This window comes from Desulfosporosinus sp. FKB (assembly GCF_002196705.1).
GTDB lineage: Bacteria > Bacillota > Desulfitobacteriia > Desulfitobacteriales > Desulfitobacteriaceae > Desulfosporosinus.
Genome location: NZ_NADJ01000024.1, coordinates 44,820 through 60,936 on the forward strand (window position 1 = coordinate 44,820; position 16,117 = coordinate 60,936).

The window sequence follows — 16,117 nt, forward strand, 5'->3', positions numbered from 1 at the left end:
CGTATAGAGCGAAAAACCCTCGGGCTAAATGTTTACCCGAGGGTTAACTTATAAATACTGTTGAAAACTTTGATAGAAGGCACCCAGTTCACCCTTATAGTTATCCTTCCATGGCTTATTCTTTCCGCAATAGTGAATAATCACTGTGTTTCGACGAATCCAATCTAAATCTATTTTACATTCCCTGTTTTTAGGGTGGAGGTTATGGATAATAAAATAACGTTCACTAAGATTGTAGACCTTAGGATCAACGATAATTGTTCGGCCACCGTACAGACCATTAATAACATCTTGGTCTGGGAAAATCAAACGATTCTTATACTCTTGAATATAATCAAAGACCTCGTCAATATTTTGCTGCTCCCGCAGCAGGGACAAATTCAGCATCATGACACCTGAGTTCACATATGTGCTGTTCTTTGGCATTTTGAGACGAACCCTATTGAGCCTTTCGAGAGGTTCATAAACATCAGTCGCAGCGGCAAAAAGATTTTCCTGAAAATCAATGTTATAAAGTTCATTAAGAGAATTGATTGCCACTACGTCGGGATCGAGATATAGAATGCGATCCAGTTTCTTAGGTAGAAACTGGGCAGCGAAGATACGGTAGTACATTTCTTTGGGATATCGCCTGGTAATCGGCGCATCACTGAGCAAATCATTTGGTATTTTAATTTCCGCAATTGTACAGTTTAAGGTATCTACGTGTTGGTTAATAAACTCAAAATCCCGACCGGTCATTGAGGTATGGGCGATATAAACGATGAAGTGTATCCCTGGGTTCGACTGTATTAAGGATGTAAGCATAACTGCCAACTGTTTTAAGTAGTTAGAATTTAAGGTCACGAGAACATTCATCTGCTGCCCTCCCCGTAGTGTTAAAAAATCCCCATAACTTTTCCTCCGATAATTGTCTCCATTCTAATACAGTAATTATGCATTTTCAGATAATAGTTTGTTCCACTTAAAAGCACGTCAGTATAAACGATTGAGATTATTCATTGGAATATTGACCAAATTCGTATACAAAAAGACACATTAAAGCCAAAAGTCCACTCACTGTCAAGCTCATAACCATGGTGCTCGGGGGATGAATTCGCAGATAAACCGGGCTTAAAGCTAAGAAAAGCAAGAGGAAAAAGTCGGCAATGACAATTAGAAGTTGAGTAATCCAAGTTCTGTGTCGCCCCAAAAGATAACCAAGCACAGCGTAAAAGGCTAGAGCCGCGAGGAGAAATCCCTGGCTTGGGGCCTGAAATGGTGTGAGATTTTCAAAAATACTTAAGCTATAGCCTTTAAAAATGAAACGAAACAGGTAATCGATGAGAGTACCACCAACCCAAGCAAGGGCCAGAGGAAGTACATGTGTCCAGTGTTTTGTCGAGAGCCGGAGTATCACCACAGCGATTACAAAAACAACCAGAATAAACAGTTGAGTCCCTATGGCATTAATCTTTTGCATTAGCAAAACAAGGAAAAGAGGTGTAGAACCTGCTAACCAATCAACCACAAGGCCGTCAAATTGGCCAACTTCCTGGGCCACAAAATCTTGGATTAAGCCCATTAAGACAATAAACAGTGTCAAAAAGAGCAACCCGGCAACAGTCACGAAAAGACGCCGCTTGCCCAGGGACATGTAGCGTTCTGGCAATCGCTGCAATTGACTATACAGCCAAGGCCCCAATCGTTCATGATTTTTATAGAATAGATAGATAGCCAGAAGCAGTACTGCTGCCGTTACTCCCAAAATCAAGGCATACCGGTGAATGATTGGGAGAATAGCTTCCCAACGGCTCCCTAATAACCGTCCTAGAATAACCCATAGAGTAACCCATATAATTGCTCCGAGATAAGCAAAGAAGGCGAAACTTCTGTACCTTAAACGGCTCATTCCGGCAATGTAACCCGATAAGTGGCGGACTCCTGGGATGAAGTATCCAATCGTTAATAATTTCCCGCCATGCCGTTGATACCAATTAATTACTTTCCCCAGACGAGCGCTTCCCGCATGTTTTTCCAGATGGGTCAATACCTTTTGCTCGAAAAATCTTCCCAATAAATAGGCAATGGTAATCCCGCTTATGCTTCCACTTGCTGCTGCTAAGACAGCTAAAAAAGGGTTAAGTTTTCCTTCGAAAGTCATGTAACCGATGAATACCATTAAAGTCTCATCGGGAATGGGCAGTCCTAAAATGGATATTCCCAAAATTACATATAAGCCCAAATATCCATATTGGGTGACATAGGCAATAAGATGTGCTGTGGTCATAGAATCTCCTTTCGGTCGGATGTTATTTAATGTTTGGCGTTCGACGCTTACGCTCTTTGAGATACATCCAGAAAGTGGTTAAGGCTACTCCTAAACCTGTGAAAGCTACACCAAGAAGAACAATTACGCCGATAAGAGGAAGATTAGAAACCGAAACCAAAAGTAGGGCTAAGATAAACCATTTGCTTAAGGCCGGATATTCCAGTAAACGTGGAGATAGGGTTTCTTTTCCGATGTACTCCATAACTGGTAGGATTCCTAAGAAAATGGCTGCTATTCCTACAATGAAAATCAAAATAGCCAAGGGAATACCAACTACTGTCAAAGAAAGCAGAATCATTAAACCAGTTATCATCAACGATGCTGCTAGACCGATTGCAAACAGGCGTAAAAAAGAGGTCGATAGCAGATTTTCTCCTTGTTGCAAACGTTTACGCAGAACAAAACCTAAACCGGTAAGTAATACGATACCGAAAACACTGATAATTAATCTGGCCAGCCATAGACCTAAAATCATAGCTAACCCAATAAATAATTGATTAACAAACTGCGGGGTCAAACTTAAGCGGAAAACGCCGGTTTTCACGGTTACATTTGCGGGGTTAAAAACCTGCCCGCCTAAATCAATCACCAGATCAGTCTGAGCCGTCGGCTCAAGATAAACATCACCATTGATCACTAAAACGACCTCTCTGACCGATCCTGCAATATGGGCATCCGTACTCAGGGCAAAGACGGATTCCACTGAATGTCCAACCGGGACCACCAAGGGGTTCCCGCCAAATTGAGCTGATAATTCATCGGCTAGCGCTTGACCGGGGGAAAGAAGAAGCAAGGCTATGACTAAAAGTATACTAAGTTTCACCTGTGGCTTCATAGGACCACCTCGTTAACTTCAAATTTGGTCAATAGCGTTTTAATAATATAAAGGCCCATGACCATCAGAAATAAGGATATAATTCCCATTGTCACCGTAACCCAAGGAGAAAAAAGCGTAACAAGGGTCATGAGTGAGCGCCAGAAAGCAGACCCTGTGGCATAAACTAAGTGGAACACACTGGAGAAAGTGCGCGAGAAAATGAGTAAAACTGGGCTGGCGAAAACTGCCAAGAGAATGCTTGTCAGCCATATGTCTTTAGCAGTATTATGCTGCTCCTTCTCAATAGCGGAAAAAATCCGTACCGTTAAATTAGTAGGAATTGGGATGCTGGCGATACTCAGGTTAATTTCTTTGCTTAGAGCCGCTAAGTCGTCCATAACCTTACGGCAATCAGGACAACACTGTAAATGCACTTCTATATCTCGGTATTTGTTAGCATCCAGTTCCCCGTCAAGATATTCTGATAGCCGTTCCATACATTGCAGGCACTCCATAATGGTCCCTCCTCCTTGGCCTAATCTGAAAGTATTGTTCTTAAATGCATTCTAGCGGTATGGAGCCGTGATTTGACCGTTCCCAGCGGAATTTCTAAGAGTGTGGCAATTTCCTGGTAGCTATAACCTTGCCAATCATAAAGAACAACTATTTCCCGTTCCTCCTGGCTAAGCTTACCGAGAGCTTCCCGGAGTTCAATCTGGCGATCCCAATGGTCAGGTGTAGTGGTCGAAACAGATTCAATGTTACTGTCAGGAACGAGATCTAGTTGTTTACCTTTCATCCGGTCCAAGCAGACCGTAGTAATGACTTTTTTCAACCAAGCCGGAAACGCATGGATATCATTAAGTCGATGGATTGATCGATAAACTTTTAAGAAGATTTCCTGAGAAGCGTCTTCTGCCTCTGACTCATTGTGAAGAAAGGCAAATGCCGTACGGTAAACGTAACCACTATAATTCAAGACGAGTTGTGTAAAAGCCTTTTGGTCCCCCGCCTGAGCTTGCTCAATAAGTCTAAGATCTATCTCCATCACAGCATTTGCCCCCCTCCTTTCCTTAAAAATCTTGTAATGCTTTTCCAGGTATCAACTTGTAATTATTTTTTCAAGGAAGATCGGTTTTTCACGTTATGAATATAAACAAGAATGAGAACTGCACCCAAAAATATGCCCCCAGGAATAAGCAGATGCCTGATCTTCGTTACGGTACTCTCCCAGTATATACCCAAAAACATTCCCATCGTAATAAAGGTAGCGGTCCAGAGGATGGCACCCACTCCGGAGAATGTTGCATACCGCATGTAGTTTATCTTACTTATTCCCCCAAAGTAAGCTATTAAATGGCGCAAACCCGGAAAAAAGTATCCTACGACAACCATTTTACTGCCAAACCGCCTGAACCAAGCCTCTACCCCGGATAGTTTGTTTTCTGTAAGGTGCAGATATGGGGCAATGCGGTCTAATAAAGGCTTTCCTACCCGTCTACCGATCCAATAGCTTAGATTCGTACCAATAAAACTGCCGAGAGCTGCTATAAGTAGTGTTTTGCTGAAACCCATGCGCCCAAGGCTAACTTGGAAACCGCTAAATGCCATCACAAATTCATCCGGCACAGGTAGCCCAATCATTCCCAAAGAAAGCAGCAGAAGAAGCGCAAAATACCGGTATTCAAAAACAACACGAAGCAACAGACCTTGTATATCGTCCATCTTCTATACCTTTACCATATTAATAACGCTTTAATATCAAATGTTGTTTTGCTTTTAGGAAATTAAGAATTCCAGGTAAAATCGAGATGAAAATTATAGCCAGGATTACTGTGGTGAAATTGTTTCTGACTATCGGCAGGTTACCAAACAGATAACCACCAAAGAGCAAGATCGTCACCCAAGCGATTCCTCCAATGAGGTTATACGACAGGAAGCGCAGGTAAGTCATCTCCCCTATTCCGGCTACAAAAGGAGCAAACGTACGGATTACCGGAATAAACCTCGCGATAATTATCGTTTTGCCCCCATGTTTTTCATAAAACAGTTGAGTTCGCTCTAAATGTTCCTTTTTAAAAAGGCGAGTATTACTTTTGGTAAATACTTTGGGACCGACAAAATGACCAATTTGATAGTTGGCTGTATCTCCTAGGATAGCAGCGATGCCAAGCGTAATAAAGAGCAAGACTACATTTAACGAACCGCTGGCGGAGAATGCACCGGCAACAAAAAGGAGTGAGTCCCCCGGTAGAAATGGAGTAACGACCAATCCTGTTTCGAGAAAAACAAGGATAAAGAGAATTAGATATGTCCACATGCCATAACCTTGAATTACCAATTCTAAATTCTTATCTAGGTGAAGAAAAAGATCAACTAGCGTTTTAATGAAATCCATCAATATTTCCTCCTTAAGGTGCTTCCATATTAAACTCTCTAAACATAAAGACGACGTACTTGGAGTAAAAGTTCATGGGTTTATAAAATATTTCCCGTTTGTTAATATTTTTTAAACGGTCGAACTTTTACCAACATTCTCTCGTCCTAATAATTGAGTATTGTTTTTGGGAGAAACAGTTTTTGTTACTTTTTGAAAAAGGACAGGAGGAAAGGACAGAATGAATTCATTTGATCTTTTTGGGTACCATTTCATCAATCAATGGGCTGGGCATCATCCCGTGCTCGACAAACTAATGGCATTCTTTGCCCAATATGCTCTAGAGTTATATGCGGTGTTGTTTTTATTGGCTTGGTTTACCTTACCCAAATCCGATTCCGATAAGCGTCATGCAATGGTTGTGGCCGGATTTTCGGGTGTACTGGCATTAGTCTTTAACGCTATTATCGGGCAGTTCTTCTTCCGTCCACGACCCTTTGTGACTCTTCCGAAAGGGACATTTACCCAGCTCATTCCCCATTCGTTTGATACGTCATTTCCCAGTGACCACACCTCAGGAAGCTTTGGTTTTGCTGCAGGGTCCTGGAAGAAAGCTTCATTTTGGGTCAGATGGAGCTTTACAATTTTAGCTGTTCTCGTAGCATTTGCCCGTGTTTATACAGGAGTGCATTGGCCAACTGATGTACTTGCAAGTGTTATCATAGGTTTCGTCAGTGCTAAAATTGTATGGCTGATTAACCCCTTATTTAAGCCTTTGACAAACCTAGGGCTGCGGCTATTCCATTATGGGAAATACTCAAAGGAGACTTCAAAGTTAGTCATCAAAAAATACGCAAAGTAATAAACAGGTGTTGAGTACTCAGTCGGTTGGATATTGAGGAGTGTGCGTTTTATGTTTAACGTAATGCTTTTTGGCATTGTCAGCTTGTTAACAGACATAAGCAGTGAAATGGTTTATCCCTTACTCCCAATATTCCTCTCTACTGCGTTAGGAGCAAGTCCGGCTATTATTGGCATCATTGAAGGGATAGCTGAAAGTTTAGCCAGCTTACTTAAAGTTTTTTCCGGATACTTAGCCGATAAAACGCAAAAGAAAAAGGAACTCACAATCACAGGTTATAGTGGTTCCTTGTTAGGTAAGTTAATCCTCGTTTTGGCCGGGTCTTGGGGAGGGGTATTGTTTTCCCGGATTATCGACCGTTTCGGCAAAGGAATACGCACCGCCCCTCGTGATGCTCTTATTGCCGACTCAACGCAAAAAAGCACCCGTGGTCATGCTTTTGGTCTGCACCGGGCCATGGATACTATGGGAGCGGTTATCGGGGTAATTATAGCTTATATACTAATTAGAGGAAACATTACCGATTTTAAGCGTATTTTCTGGTTTTCGACGATACCGGCCCTATTGGGAATAATAGCCCTTCTCTTTGTTAAAAGGCCAAGTAGGGATAAATCTGTAAAGAAAGAATTTTCTTTTGCCTGGTCAAAACTGGACACAAAGTTAAAGCAGTTTTTAGTATTGGCTTTTATTTTTGCACTTGGTAATTCGTCTAACCAATTCCTGCTCTTAAGAGCAAGCAAATTGGGCCTTTCAACTCCTAATGTTTTACTCCTTTATTTGGCCTTCAATATTAGCTATGCTTTGGTATCTTTACCTGCCGGAAAATTATCGGATTTGATTGGTAGGAAACGTGTTTTGGTGACGGGTTATTTTATTTACGCTGCCGTCTATTTCGGATTCGCTCGGGTTACACACACTTCAAGCTTATGGCTGTTATTTATTGTTTACGGTCTATATTCCGCCTTCACAGATGGCGTGGAAAAAGCCCTCCTGTCCGATATTGCACCCTCGGCCTTAAGAGGTACGGTAATCGGTATGCATGCAGCTTTAGTTGGAGTTGCTCTCCTTCCAGCTTCCTTTATTGCCGGAATCCTTTGGGACAAATTTGGTGCCCAAGCCCCGTTTTATTTTGGAGCCGGGATGGGGTTATTAGCTGTTATAGGTCTATTGTTTATATTTAAAGATAAAAAGACAGGTTCTAAATAAAGAATACCTAATCGCAGGAGGTAATTTGTGCTTGCATAACCCACTTCTATTATCAGCTTTGCTTTCTACAATAGCCGCTCAAATCCTGAAAATCCCGGTATACTACTGGGTTCATCGTTCGTGGAATTGGCGGGCTGCCTTAAAACCGGGAGGAATGCCTAGCTCCCATACAGCCCTTATGATTGGCTTAACCACAGCAACGCTGCTTAAATACGGTTGGAATAATCCCTATTTTGCTATTACAACATCGGTTAGTATGATTGTGATTTATGATGCGGCAGGTGTACGTAGGCAAGCAGGGCAACATGCGATAGTCCTTAATGAATTAACGGCAACTATTGAGACTCTAAATAGAAAATTAAGCACGGAAATTTTTATTAAGCCGACACGCCTCAAAGAGGTCATTGGGCATTCTCCGATTGAAGTTCTGGGTGGAATAGTTGTCGGAATTGTCGTCGGATTATTCATTGTTCGCTGAGTATAATAGGTAATTTTTCCTACATTGGTTATACTAGGTAAATGAGGTATAATATTTTAGGTATCCATTTAAGAAACAGCCAGTTCAACGATGGATCGAAAGGTTGAGGTAGATGCGGAAAAAAGGGTTGGTTCTAATTTTGCTTGTTGTAGGATTGCTGGTTACAAGCGCCTTTATCTTACATAGCTACAAGAATTTCAAGATCCAACAAGGTTTTGTGCCCCTGCCGTTATCTTTTGACCCTTACACTTCGATTTCCTCCTATGACTTGAACGGAAATACTGTAAGCATTCAAGGCGGATTTGCAAAAGGAAAAATAGCAGAAAACAGTAATCAAGAGAGTTTACTGCTTCATTCTCTTTCTCCAACGCCGGTAATAACCCTCAAAAGCACGACTGAGAAATCATATAGGCTAAGGTTGGAAAACATAAGTCCATCCAAAATCACTACCAGTGACGGAATCGCTAATCTTAAGGTTATTGACCCGCACACGATTTCATTTACGGTTGACTTAAAGGCAAACCAAATTAAGGCTATTCAATTCACTTTAAAACCCAGCGAGAATCCGGAAGTCGTGATGTTGGGAGATAATAGAAACGGTTATGGCACGTTTGCTCAAATCATTAGCCAAGTTAACGGAATTAACCCTGCCTTTGTCGTTGACAACGGTGATCTCGTGTACGGAGGAGAACCGAACAGATATAGGCTTTTTTATGAGACCGTTTCCAAGCTTCAAGTTCCGCTTTACACCACTTTGGGAAATCATGACATCCGGGAAAATGGCCGTAAGATATATACGGAGCTTTTCGGGCCTCCCTACTATTCTTTCGACTATTTAAACAATCATTTTATCTTCCTGGACAGTTCAAGAGGTTGGACAGAGAAGACAGCTATTCCTGAAGAAGAGTATAAGTGGCTGGAAGCTGACCTACAAAAAGCTCAAGGGAAACGCATCTTTGTTGTTTCCCATATTCCTCCTACTGACCCCAGAGCTAATCTGACCCCCAATACATATCCTGAATTAGCTCAATCACAAAAGAACAGCTTATTGCAAAATGAAATGAATAAGCTTAGTGGTACCAGCAATATCGACCATGCCTTCCATGATAAACAAGAAGCTGCGAGATTTGAAAATCTTATGACTAAATATAAGGTAGATACTGTTTTCTTATCTCACATCCACAGCTTTTTCAGTTTTGTTAAAAATAACGTAAGATATATCATTACTGGAGGAGCAGGTGCCGAACTTCTTACGGAGGGAAGCTATTATCATTACATTCGTGTTCATATTACTAATTGGGAAAATTACCTTGAGATTGTACAATTACCATCCCCACCGAATCAGATCGTCGATAGATATTTAGCCGCAGGGCAGATGTTTGCTAGCTCTATTTATAAGGAATATACAACTTTAGTTTTAGCCATCGCTGTTTTTCTAGCTTTAATTATTGGCTGGATACTCTGGATATTCCGCCAAGGATGGTGGTCATATCTCAAACGGTTAGGGCTTTGGTTTTATGAGGTTGCCAAACTTTCCATCCTCAAATATAAAGAAATCGTTCGAAAAAGTTAGTGTCCTTAAAAAATTGAACTCTCGGAAAAATGAGTTCGACCAAAGCTTTAAACTTGTACGCTTTAATAAAGCCAGTTAAAGTCATCTTAACCTCGACCGGCATTTTACTGATGATACTTATAAACCCAAAAAACTATTTCTCATAGCCATACCTTTGGCAATCACCGATTGCACTACGGATGAACATCAGCCACCGGCAGGGTTTTTCGTGAGGCATTCACATCCAGTATTGGCCCCTGTATGTCTCTTTATATCGTCTAAGGTAGAGCAACATTGTGCTACTGCTACATGCTGTAAAGCCTGTATAGAAAGCGGTTATAATGACATGCCTCTGGAAAGCCGTATTTATACATCAAATCATCTCGTGCCTAGCAATATCCTGCGTGGTCATAACATACTCCTGTTTTACATATATAAAATTCACTGGTGTGTATATGATATTGTTCATGTTCTTTTTCTGGCGTTATATATTCTTAGAGTGATAGGTTCGCCTTCTCAGTTCATCATGAACCCTTCCATAGTCCATTGATAGGGCTGACCTTCCCCTTGGCGGGGAAGGTCATTTTTTTAACCAATTAGCTGGAATTAGGTTGCGCTAAATAATACAGATTGCTGCTCTTGCCGCCGTTCTCGCGCCACCTTTGCTCCTTACGCAGACGGCCGCTTTTTTCAAGGTCAGCTATGGCGCGTTTCACGGTGCTTCGGGACAGCTTCAGTTCCTTGGCGATGGTACCAATCGCTGGGTAGCATTTGCCTTCCTTATCTGCGCGGTCATGTAAGTACATAAATACAGCCCTCGCGCGATGCGGAAGCTCCGAGGAATAAAGAGAAGAAAAGTAACCCACAGCTTCACCTCCTATTCAATCCGAACAGGTGCTTTTGTCCTGGTCGGCGCTTCCGGCTCCTGATTCGGCGTATGGAGTAATCCTCTTGATGCGGCAGCTTCAGCTTCATCTTCCTCCGGCACATCCACACAGGCAGAGTGACGGCGGATGATTTCTTCCTCCACTCTGCGCCTGTCGGCATACTCCACTTCTCTGGCTGATTGTTCGGCAATCTCATAAGGCTTGCCGAAGGTAATGCCCCATTCCGTGAATAGCTTCAGCCAGGTGCGCATTGGGTATTCTCCGGTCTTGGTAACGATAAAATGGCCCTTTGGCATGGACTTTAACTCGTCGGGAGTCATCAATGGCCGCTCGATCATCTGCAGACTCTGCGACGGGTCGTTTTTACCCCGGCTGATCGAACCGCTCATGACGGTCTTGCTGCCCATGGCTTTTGACAAAATCTGTGCCGATTCACTGTTGGGAGCAAAACCGCCGAACACAGTATCCTGACAGTTGTCTATAATGATGGCCGAACCCTCTCGGCCATAGTTTTTCTCCAGCTGTGCAAAGCTCTGTATGATGGCAACGATAGACACGCGTCGGGAGCGGGAAGCGGAAAACATCATCTCTGCCGACTCAATTTTAGGGATGGTACCGATCTCGTCGAGGAACATCATTACACGATTGGGGAGCTTGCCGCCATGCTCGTCGGCCACCGACAGGATCTCGCGATAGAGCTGCTGTACGATCAGGCTGATGATGAAATACTTTGTGTTATCTTCTTCCGGCATCACCAGGAAGATTGCGCTTTTTTTGGTGCAGAACCTTTCCGCATCGATTGCCGTGTCAAAGCATAGAATTTGCTCCAGCTCGGAATCCAGGAAAGCGTTCAATCTGGATAGGGCAGTTGAGAGGACACTCTGCATGGCCTGCTCCGCCGAATTGAGTGCCGCCCCGGCGAACCACTTGGTCTTGTGCTCATCCGGCAGATGAGCAAGAAGCAGCTGAAACAAAGTCCTACCCTTGACGCCGCTGGGCGCCAGCAGATCCTGTATGAGCTTGAATACCGACACGATGTGCCTCTGCCTCGGCTCACAGTATTCCGCAATAAGCAGAATCACGGAAGTCAGCAGCCCTTCCGCCGCGTCATAGAAGAAGGCGTTTTGTCCAGCCATCGCTGTATCGAAGCCACCGGAGGAGATGATGGTCTTGGCGGTGATCTTGGCATATTTCTCCGCTCTGGCTTTAAACGCAAGGTTCTGAGGATTATTAAGATATGCGTCCATATACCGGTTGACCAGATGGAGCAGATTGTTTCCGTCCGAGCGGGTGGGGTTTCTCAGGTCAATGACAGCAACATCGTATCCGTATTTGTCTTTTGCGATCCCGGCATAATTGCGGTAGAGGTCGCCCTTGGTGTCGGTGGTCACAAAGCTCATGCCGCAGGCACAGGCGTATTCCAGATTCGGATAAAGAAAGTTAGCGGTCTTGCCAACACCTGCGGCTCCGATCATCAAGCAGTGGATATCGTCATCGTCCACCAGCGCATATCCGTTCGGAGCGGTATTGTCAAACAGCGATGCCTTCCTCCAACCGACTATCAGTCCCTGCGCTTTCGGAAGGCTTTCGCCCTTTCGCCACTTCTCCGGCTCGTAGGGAACCTCGGTATATGTCTTTTTTATCTCCCGTTTTGTTGCCCAGCGAGCTGTACCGTGCTGACCGTCGCCGACTGTTTTGGACTTGATGCCGTTTAAAGTGTAGTAATGCGCTATGAGAGATAACAAACCGATAACGCCAAACATGGTCAGGCCGGCAGCAGTTAAGATTATGATTTGGGATGTCTTCAATTCGATCCCTCCTTTACATGGTCATAGAAAAATTTACTGCTTGCTCCTGCACCGGAAGCATCGACGGCAGCTCCTGCTCAACAAACATCATGATTTTGACGCAGTCCAGCGCAAGGCGTTGATAGGAGGTCAGGAGCTTATTCATATCCTCCAGTGTGCGGATACCCGATGCCTGAAGCTGACGGCTGATATCCGAAACATCCTGGCGCAGCTGTTCAGCTTTGGTACGCAGCCAGCCCCTATCCCCATGGGGACGGTAGCTGTCCTGCAGCTTTTGAATAAGCTGCTCTATTGTCACAGGCTGTTCTATCTGGCGGAGCTGCCTTTGCATGGCAGCAAGCGAGCCAGCCGCCATGCACTGCAGGCATTCACGAACAGCTTCCGTATTCAGTGCTGCTGTTTTGCCGGAGGCAAGAAGCGGCTCTACCACCTCGGCGCACTCCACGAGGAAGGCGTCAATATCTTTATGTGTTGCAAGGGCTTTGCACAAATCGTGCAGCTCACCAACAACCTTCGGCAGAAGCTCCAGCTTCGGATGTTCCCGCGCCGGGATGGGACTGACGCCGTTTCTGGCTTTAAGATCCTCATTCCAGTCCTTGTACTGCGGCTGCATTACGGAAAAATCCGCATAGCACTTTCCCGACAGGATATCCTTCAGGCGACCGACAGCTTCAATGCCTGCCTCGTCATGATCCAAGCACAGCACGATGCTTTTCAGATGAGGATTCAGCTCCAGCTGACGAAGCAAGGCGTGTTCCGATACTCCGTCCAATGTGACATAGCTGTGCCGTTTCCATCCATCCTGATGCAGTGTGGTGAAGGACAGCATATCCACCGGCGCCTCGAACACATAAAGAGTGTCGCTCTCTCCAATCCAGTGAAAGCTGTATTTCGGATCGCTGCCCTCCGCGTTTCCTTTGTAGGGTTCGCCCTGGGTGTATGTTCCGCGCTTATGAGCATGGCGGGGGACGCCTTTTTCATCCAGCCCAACAAATACCGCATTGTGATATTCCTTGTCTTCGTATATCAGCTTTTCATGAGCGAAGTGAGACAGCACCTCACGGTCTATGAACCTTTGCTTTATCAGATATGCGAATACCCGGCGCATGTCAGGATTAGCCTCCGGAAGAGCGAACTCCTTGCGTGGAGCAGGGGCACTCTTGACCGTCTGATTCCACTCCACGCCGGAGTCCTCTCCGAGCAGATAGCTCACAGCTTCAGGAAAGCTCATGTCATAAAACTGCTGAACAAAATCAATAGCGTGACCGCCTTCCTTCCGGCTGTGGCGAAACCACTGATTGCCGCGCACAGTAACGCTGTCATGACGCTTCCAGCGCCACTCTCGGCCTGAGCGCACAAGCTGCTCTCCTTGACGATGAAGGAAATCAACCAGGTCGACAGAGTTTGCCTGCCGCTTTTGCTCGTCTGTAAAATGAATATATGCCATACCATAGAACCTCCTTAGTCAGTGTTTACGCTTACCGCACCGGCGAAAAAAAGCCACCCGCCGATGAGCGGATGGTTTGAGAGACGCCGTATTGAGTTTGCTGGGAAGCGGTTCTTTTTTCTGTTGATATTTTGGTTGAGGCTTTTGCATGGAAACCCTCCCTTTGCATTAATAGGTTGTATGCCTGAGCTCATGATCGTCCGGAGCATGACCTTGGGCAATTTTCTTTTCGCGTATCTTACGTCGGAGCTTGCTGTCTGTCTGCATGCCTGGAGCGCCGGAAAGCCTTTTCTGCTCGTCCCGAAAAATCCGGCTCAAGTGGTGCAGGAGCCTTGTAACTGCAAGAGTCAGAAAGGGTTTGCTTAAAAAGTTCATATGGTCGAGGAAATACCGCGCATAGACATTACCCTGTTCAGCAGACAAGGTGAACCAGCGCACTGCGGCTTCCCGGTCACTGGGGACTTCTTCTCCAATAAGAAACAGCTTGCCGAGAGCATATTGCGCATATTGATTGCCTTGCTCAGCAGATGCAGTCAGCCATTCGACAGCTGTTTTCACATCCTTTTGAATACCCTCTCCTATCAGATAGAGCTTACCGAGCTGATACTGAGCGAATGAATTGTTCTGCTCTGCTGCTTTCGTGAACAGCTCTACCGCTTTCACCGAATCCTTCTCCACATGACTTCCGTCACGGTAGAGCTTGCCCAAGGTATACTGTGCCATGCTGTTACCGCTATCCGAAGCCTTAGTCAGCCACAGGACAGCCTCCTCCGAATTTTTGTGACCACTGTCCGAATCGAGGTAAATCTTACCCAGCATGTACTGTGCATGGACGTTACCGAGCCGGGCAGCCTTTTCAAAATATCCGATGGCCGCTTCCACATCCTTTTCTGTTCCGGTTCCGGTGTAGATCATCTGCCCGAGGCGGTATTGGAGCTTATCGTCATGGCTTTTTTCTTCCAGTCGCTTAAAGCCGTAAAAGGCTTCTTCAAAATTCAGCTCCGCTTCTTCGGCACCCTTCTCCGTACCGATACCGTCCCGATACATCTTCGCCAGCTCGTAACAGGCATACGGAACACGCTTTGCTGCAGATTTACTGTAGAGCCGGAATGCCATTTCGTAGTCCTGCTCTACGCCCTGCCCCCGGTAGTACAAACCGGCAAGAGAATATTGGGCATACTTGTAATTTCGTGAAGCCGCCATTTCAAACCATCCGGCCGCTTCCTCATAGACCTGATCTGTGCCAAGCCCCGCCGTATGCATTTTACCGATGCGGTATTCCACATACTGGCTTTTCTTGTTTGCCTCAATGTCCATGAATGCGGTGAAGGCTTTATCGTACCAAGTAAATGCGATATCTGCGTCCATACTGACGCCAAGCCCGTCAGCGTACATCCTGCCGAGGTCATGCATGGCGAGAGCGTTGCCGCATTCGGCTTCCTCCAAAAACAAACGGAGGGCCTGCTCAAAGTCAGGCTCCATTTCATCGCTGCCGTAAAGGAAGGCACGAGCCCTCCAGTAGCGATCACTCCATTCGATATGCGGATTGATGTTATCAGCCTCATCGTTATCCGGCGCTTCATCCATGACCGGCAGATATTCATCCTCCAACAACAGGGGTTCGTATTCTACTACTTCTTGTAAATCCTCTGCTAACTCATCGCCCTCGAAGGTGAAATGATGACCGCCGATATTCACGGTTTCCGCGATCACCATATTTCTAATGTGCTTAAACTCTTTTTGCTGAGAGAGAGGAAGGGGATCAGGGAGCTTATCCTTATATGTGCGCAGCACTTCGTTGCGAAGCTCCTGCCATTTTGCATAGGCTTCCGCTACCCGCACATCCTTCGCCAGTTCATCCACAATCTGATCCACGACTGCTTTCAAGGGCGACTTGAGATAGCCGTATTGCTTTTTCCCGGATGTGTGCCTGAGACGCTCTGCCAGATGTGAGAGCAGACTTTCAATGATACCGCTTTCACACACACCGCTCATTCTGCCGATGATTTCTTTCAGGGCTTCACGGCTCTGTTCGGCAAGCGTATTTCTCTGTGCGGTCTGCTCGGAATATATCTGAATGAGATCCTGCTGAAAGATTTCCTTTGCCAGACTACTCCGCATCTTTTCTAAGGCTGGCTTGGTGACATACCCCTCACGTGGATTCACCGAGTAAACCAGCATATGACAGTGAGGATGATGCCCTTCGTTATGAAAGGCTGCATACCAGCGCAGGTTTTCCGGAGCGATCTTCATCTGCTCGGCAAAGATATTCCGCTGTTTGCGGATGAGTGCCATCCACGCAGCGGCATTGTCATATCCCAATCGGGCGGCGTCCTCCCGCCGCAGAGAAATGATGGGCGTCCACACATTAC

The 16,117-nt window shown here is 45.2% G+C and carries 16 protein-coding genes and 1 pseudogene; 4 read left to right on the plus strand and 13 right to left on the minus strand.

Annotated features, from left to right (window positions below; all coding sequences use genetic code 11):
* Positions 1–48: 48 nt before the first annotated feature.
* The 7 genes from B5Y67_RS07230 to B5Y67_RS07260 form a co-directional block, all read right to left on the minus strand.
* Positions 49–858, minus strand: coding sequence for a glycosyltransferase family 8 protein (locus B5Y67_RS07230; protein ID WP_075365527.1), 810 nt, complete (start codon positions 856–858; stop codon positions 49–51).
* Between the two features lie 136 nt (positions 859–994).
* Positions 995–2,269 carry a DedA family protein gene (locus B5Y67_RS07235; RefSeq protein ID WP_075365528.1) on the minus strand — a complete coding sequence of 425 codons (1,275 nt, stop codon included), beginning with the start codon at positions 2,267–2,269 and terminating at the stop codon, positions 995–997.
* A gap of 22 nt (positions 2,270–2,291) precedes the next feature.
* Positions 2,292–3,146 carry a hypothetical protein gene (locus B5Y67_RS07240; RefSeq protein WP_075365529.1) on the minus strand — a complete coding sequence of 285 codons (855 nt, stop codon included), beginning with the start codon at positions 3,144–3,146 and terminating at the stop codon, positions 2,292–2,294.
* Positions 3,143–3,643, minus strand: coding sequence for a zf-HC2 domain-containing protein (locus B5Y67_RS07245; RefSeq protein ID WP_075365530.1), 501 nt, complete (start codon positions 3,641–3,643; stop codon positions 3,143–3,145). The genes B5Y67_RS07240 and B5Y67_RS07245 overlap by 4 nt, the downstream gene beginning before the upstream one ends.
* Before the next feature lie 20 nt (positions 3,644–3,663).
* Complete coding sequence (locus B5Y67_RS07250; RefSeq protein WP_235838837.1) at positions 3,664–4,176, minus strand: RNA polymerase sigma factor; 513 nt, start codon at positions 4,174–4,176, stop codon at positions 3,664–3,666.
* 65 nt (positions 4,177–4,241) lie between these two features.
* A complete protein-coding gene (locus B5Y67_RS07255; RefSeq protein WP_083642605.1) occupies positions 4,242–4,853 on the minus strand; it encodes a DedA family protein in 612 nt (203 codons plus the stop codon).
* A gap of 19 nt (positions 4,854–4,872) precedes the next feature.
* On the minus strand, positions 4,873–5,526 hold the full coding sequence (locus B5Y67_RS07260; RefSeq protein ID WP_075365532.1) for a DedA family protein: 654 nt from the start codon (positions 5,524–5,526) through the stop codon (positions 4,873–4,875).
* A 220-nt stretch (positions 5,527–5,746) separates the two neighbouring features.
* On the opposite strand from B5Y67_RS07260, the gene B5Y67_RS07265 reads away from it, so the two are divergent.
* The 4 genes from B5Y67_RS07265 (at position 5,747) to B5Y67_RS07280 (ending at position 9,624) form a co-directional block, all read left to right on the plus strand.
* Entirely contained in the window at positions 5,747–6,367 is a 621-nt protein-coding gene (locus B5Y67_RS07265; RefSeq protein WP_075365533.1) for a phosphatase PAP2 family protein, read from the plus strand.
* A gap of 51 nt (positions 6,368–6,418) precedes the next feature.
* Positions 6,419–7,573, plus strand: coding sequence for an MFS transporter (locus B5Y67_RS07270; protein WP_075365534.1), 1,155 nt, complete (start codon positions 6,419–6,421; stop codon positions 7,571–7,573).
* Between the two features lie 31 nt (positions 7,574–7,604).
* Positions 7,605–8,051 (plus strand): divergent PAP2 family protein, encoded by a 447-nt coding sequence (locus B5Y67_RS07275; protein WP_170871514.1) that lies wholly within the window; start codon positions 7,605–7,607, stop codon positions 8,049–8,051.
* A 112-nt stretch (positions 8,052–8,163) separates the two neighbouring features.
* Positions 8,164–9,624: a metallophosphoesterase gene (locus B5Y67_RS07280; protein ID WP_075365536.1), complete on the plus strand. Its 1,461-nt coding sequence runs from the start codon at positions 8,164–8,166 to the stop codon at positions 9,622–9,624.
* 189 nt (positions 9,625–9,813) lie between these two features.
* On the opposite strand, the pseudogene B5Y67_RS25830 reads toward B5Y67_RS07280, so the two are convergent.
* The 6 genes and pseudogenes from B5Y67_RS25830 to mobP3 form a co-directional block, all read right to left on the minus strand.
* Positions 9,814–9,915 (minus strand): annotated as a pseudogene (locus B5Y67_RS25830) ((2Fe-2S)-binding protein); the annotation flags it as partial.
* A gap of 284 nt (positions 9,916–10,199) precedes the next feature.
* Positions 10,200–10,469 carry a helix-turn-helix domain-containing protein gene (locus tag B5Y67_RS07290; protein WP_075365537.1) on the minus strand — a complete coding sequence of 90 codons (270 nt, stop codon included), beginning with the start codon at positions 10,467–10,469 and terminating at the stop codon, positions 10,200–10,202.
* Positions 10,470–10,480: 11 nt separating this feature from the next.
* Positions 10,481–12,298, minus strand: a complete 1,818-nt coding sequence (locus B5Y67_RS07295) for a VirD4-like conjugal transfer protein, CD1115 family (RefSeq protein WP_075365538.1) — start codon at positions 12,296–12,298, stop codon at positions 10,481–10,483.
* A gap of 13 nt (positions 12,299–12,311) precedes the next feature.
* A complete protein-coding gene (locus B5Y67_RS07300) occupies positions 12,312–13,745 on the minus strand; it encodes a DUF3991 domain-containing protein (RefSeq protein ID WP_075365539.1) in 1,434 nt (477 codons plus the stop codon).
* 18 nt (positions 13,746–13,763) lie between these two features.
* On the minus strand, positions 13,764–13,895 hold the full coding sequence (locus B5Y67_RS26175) for a hypothetical protein (RefSeq protein WP_282432764.1): 132 nt from the start codon (positions 13,893–13,895) through the stop codon (positions 13,764–13,766).
* 18 nt (positions 13,896–13,913) lie between these two features.
* A partial coding sequence (mobP3, locus tag B5Y67_RS07305; RefSeq protein ID WP_088225798.1) for a MobP3 family relaxase occupies positions 13,914–16,117 on the minus strand: 2,204 nt, incomplete at its 5' end.

Bases quoted from the DNA above. Each gene is read 5' to 3' on its own strand.
- B5Y67_RS07230 (WP_075365527.1), bottom strand. From the start codon at position 858: ATGAATGTTCTCGTGACCTTAAATTCTAACTACTTAAAACAGTTGGCA.
- B5Y67_RS07235 (WP_075365528.1), bottom strand. From the start codon at position 2,269: ATGACCACAGCACATCTTATTGCCTATGTCACCCAATATGGATATTTG.
- B5Y67_RS07240 (WP_075365529.1), bottom strand. From the start codon at position 3,146: ATGAAGCCACAGGTGAAACTTAGTATACTTTTAGTCATAGCCTTGCTT.
- B5Y67_RS07245 (WP_075365530.1), bottom strand. From the start codon at position 3,643: ATGGAGTGCCTGCAATGTATGGAACGGCTATCAGAATATCTTGACGGG.
- B5Y67_RS07250 (WP_235838837.1), bottom strand. From the start codon at position 4,176: ATGGAGATAGATCTTAGACTTATTGAGCAAGCTCAGGCGGGGGACCAA.
- B5Y67_RS07255 (WP_083642605.1), bottom strand. From the start codon at position 4,853: ATGGACGATATACAAGGTCTGTTGCTTCGTGTTGTTTTTGAATACCGG.
- B5Y67_RS07260 (WP_075365532.1), bottom strand. From the start codon at position 5,526: ATGGATTTCATTAAAACGCTAGTTGATCTTTTTCTTCACCTAGATAAG.
- B5Y67_RS07265 (WP_075365533.1), top strand. From the start codon at position 5,747: ATGAATTCATTTGATCTTTTTGGGTACCATTTCATCAATCAATGGGCT.
- B5Y67_RS07270 (WP_075365534.1), top strand. From the start codon at position 6,419: ATGTTTAACGTAATGCTTTTTGGCATTGTCAGCTTGTTAACAGACATA.
- B5Y67_RS07280 (WP_075365536.1), top strand. From the start codon at position 8,164: ATGCGGAAAAAAGGGTTGGTTCTAATTTTGCTTGTTGTAGGATTGCTG.
- B5Y67_RS07300 (WP_075365539.1), bottom strand. From the start codon at position 13,745: ATGGCATATATTCATTTTACAGACGAGCAAAAGCGGCAGGCAAACTCT.
- B5Y67_RS26175 (WP_282432764.1), bottom strand. From the start codon at position 13,895: ATGCAAAAGCCTCAACCAAAATATCAACAGAAAAAAGAACCGCTTCCC.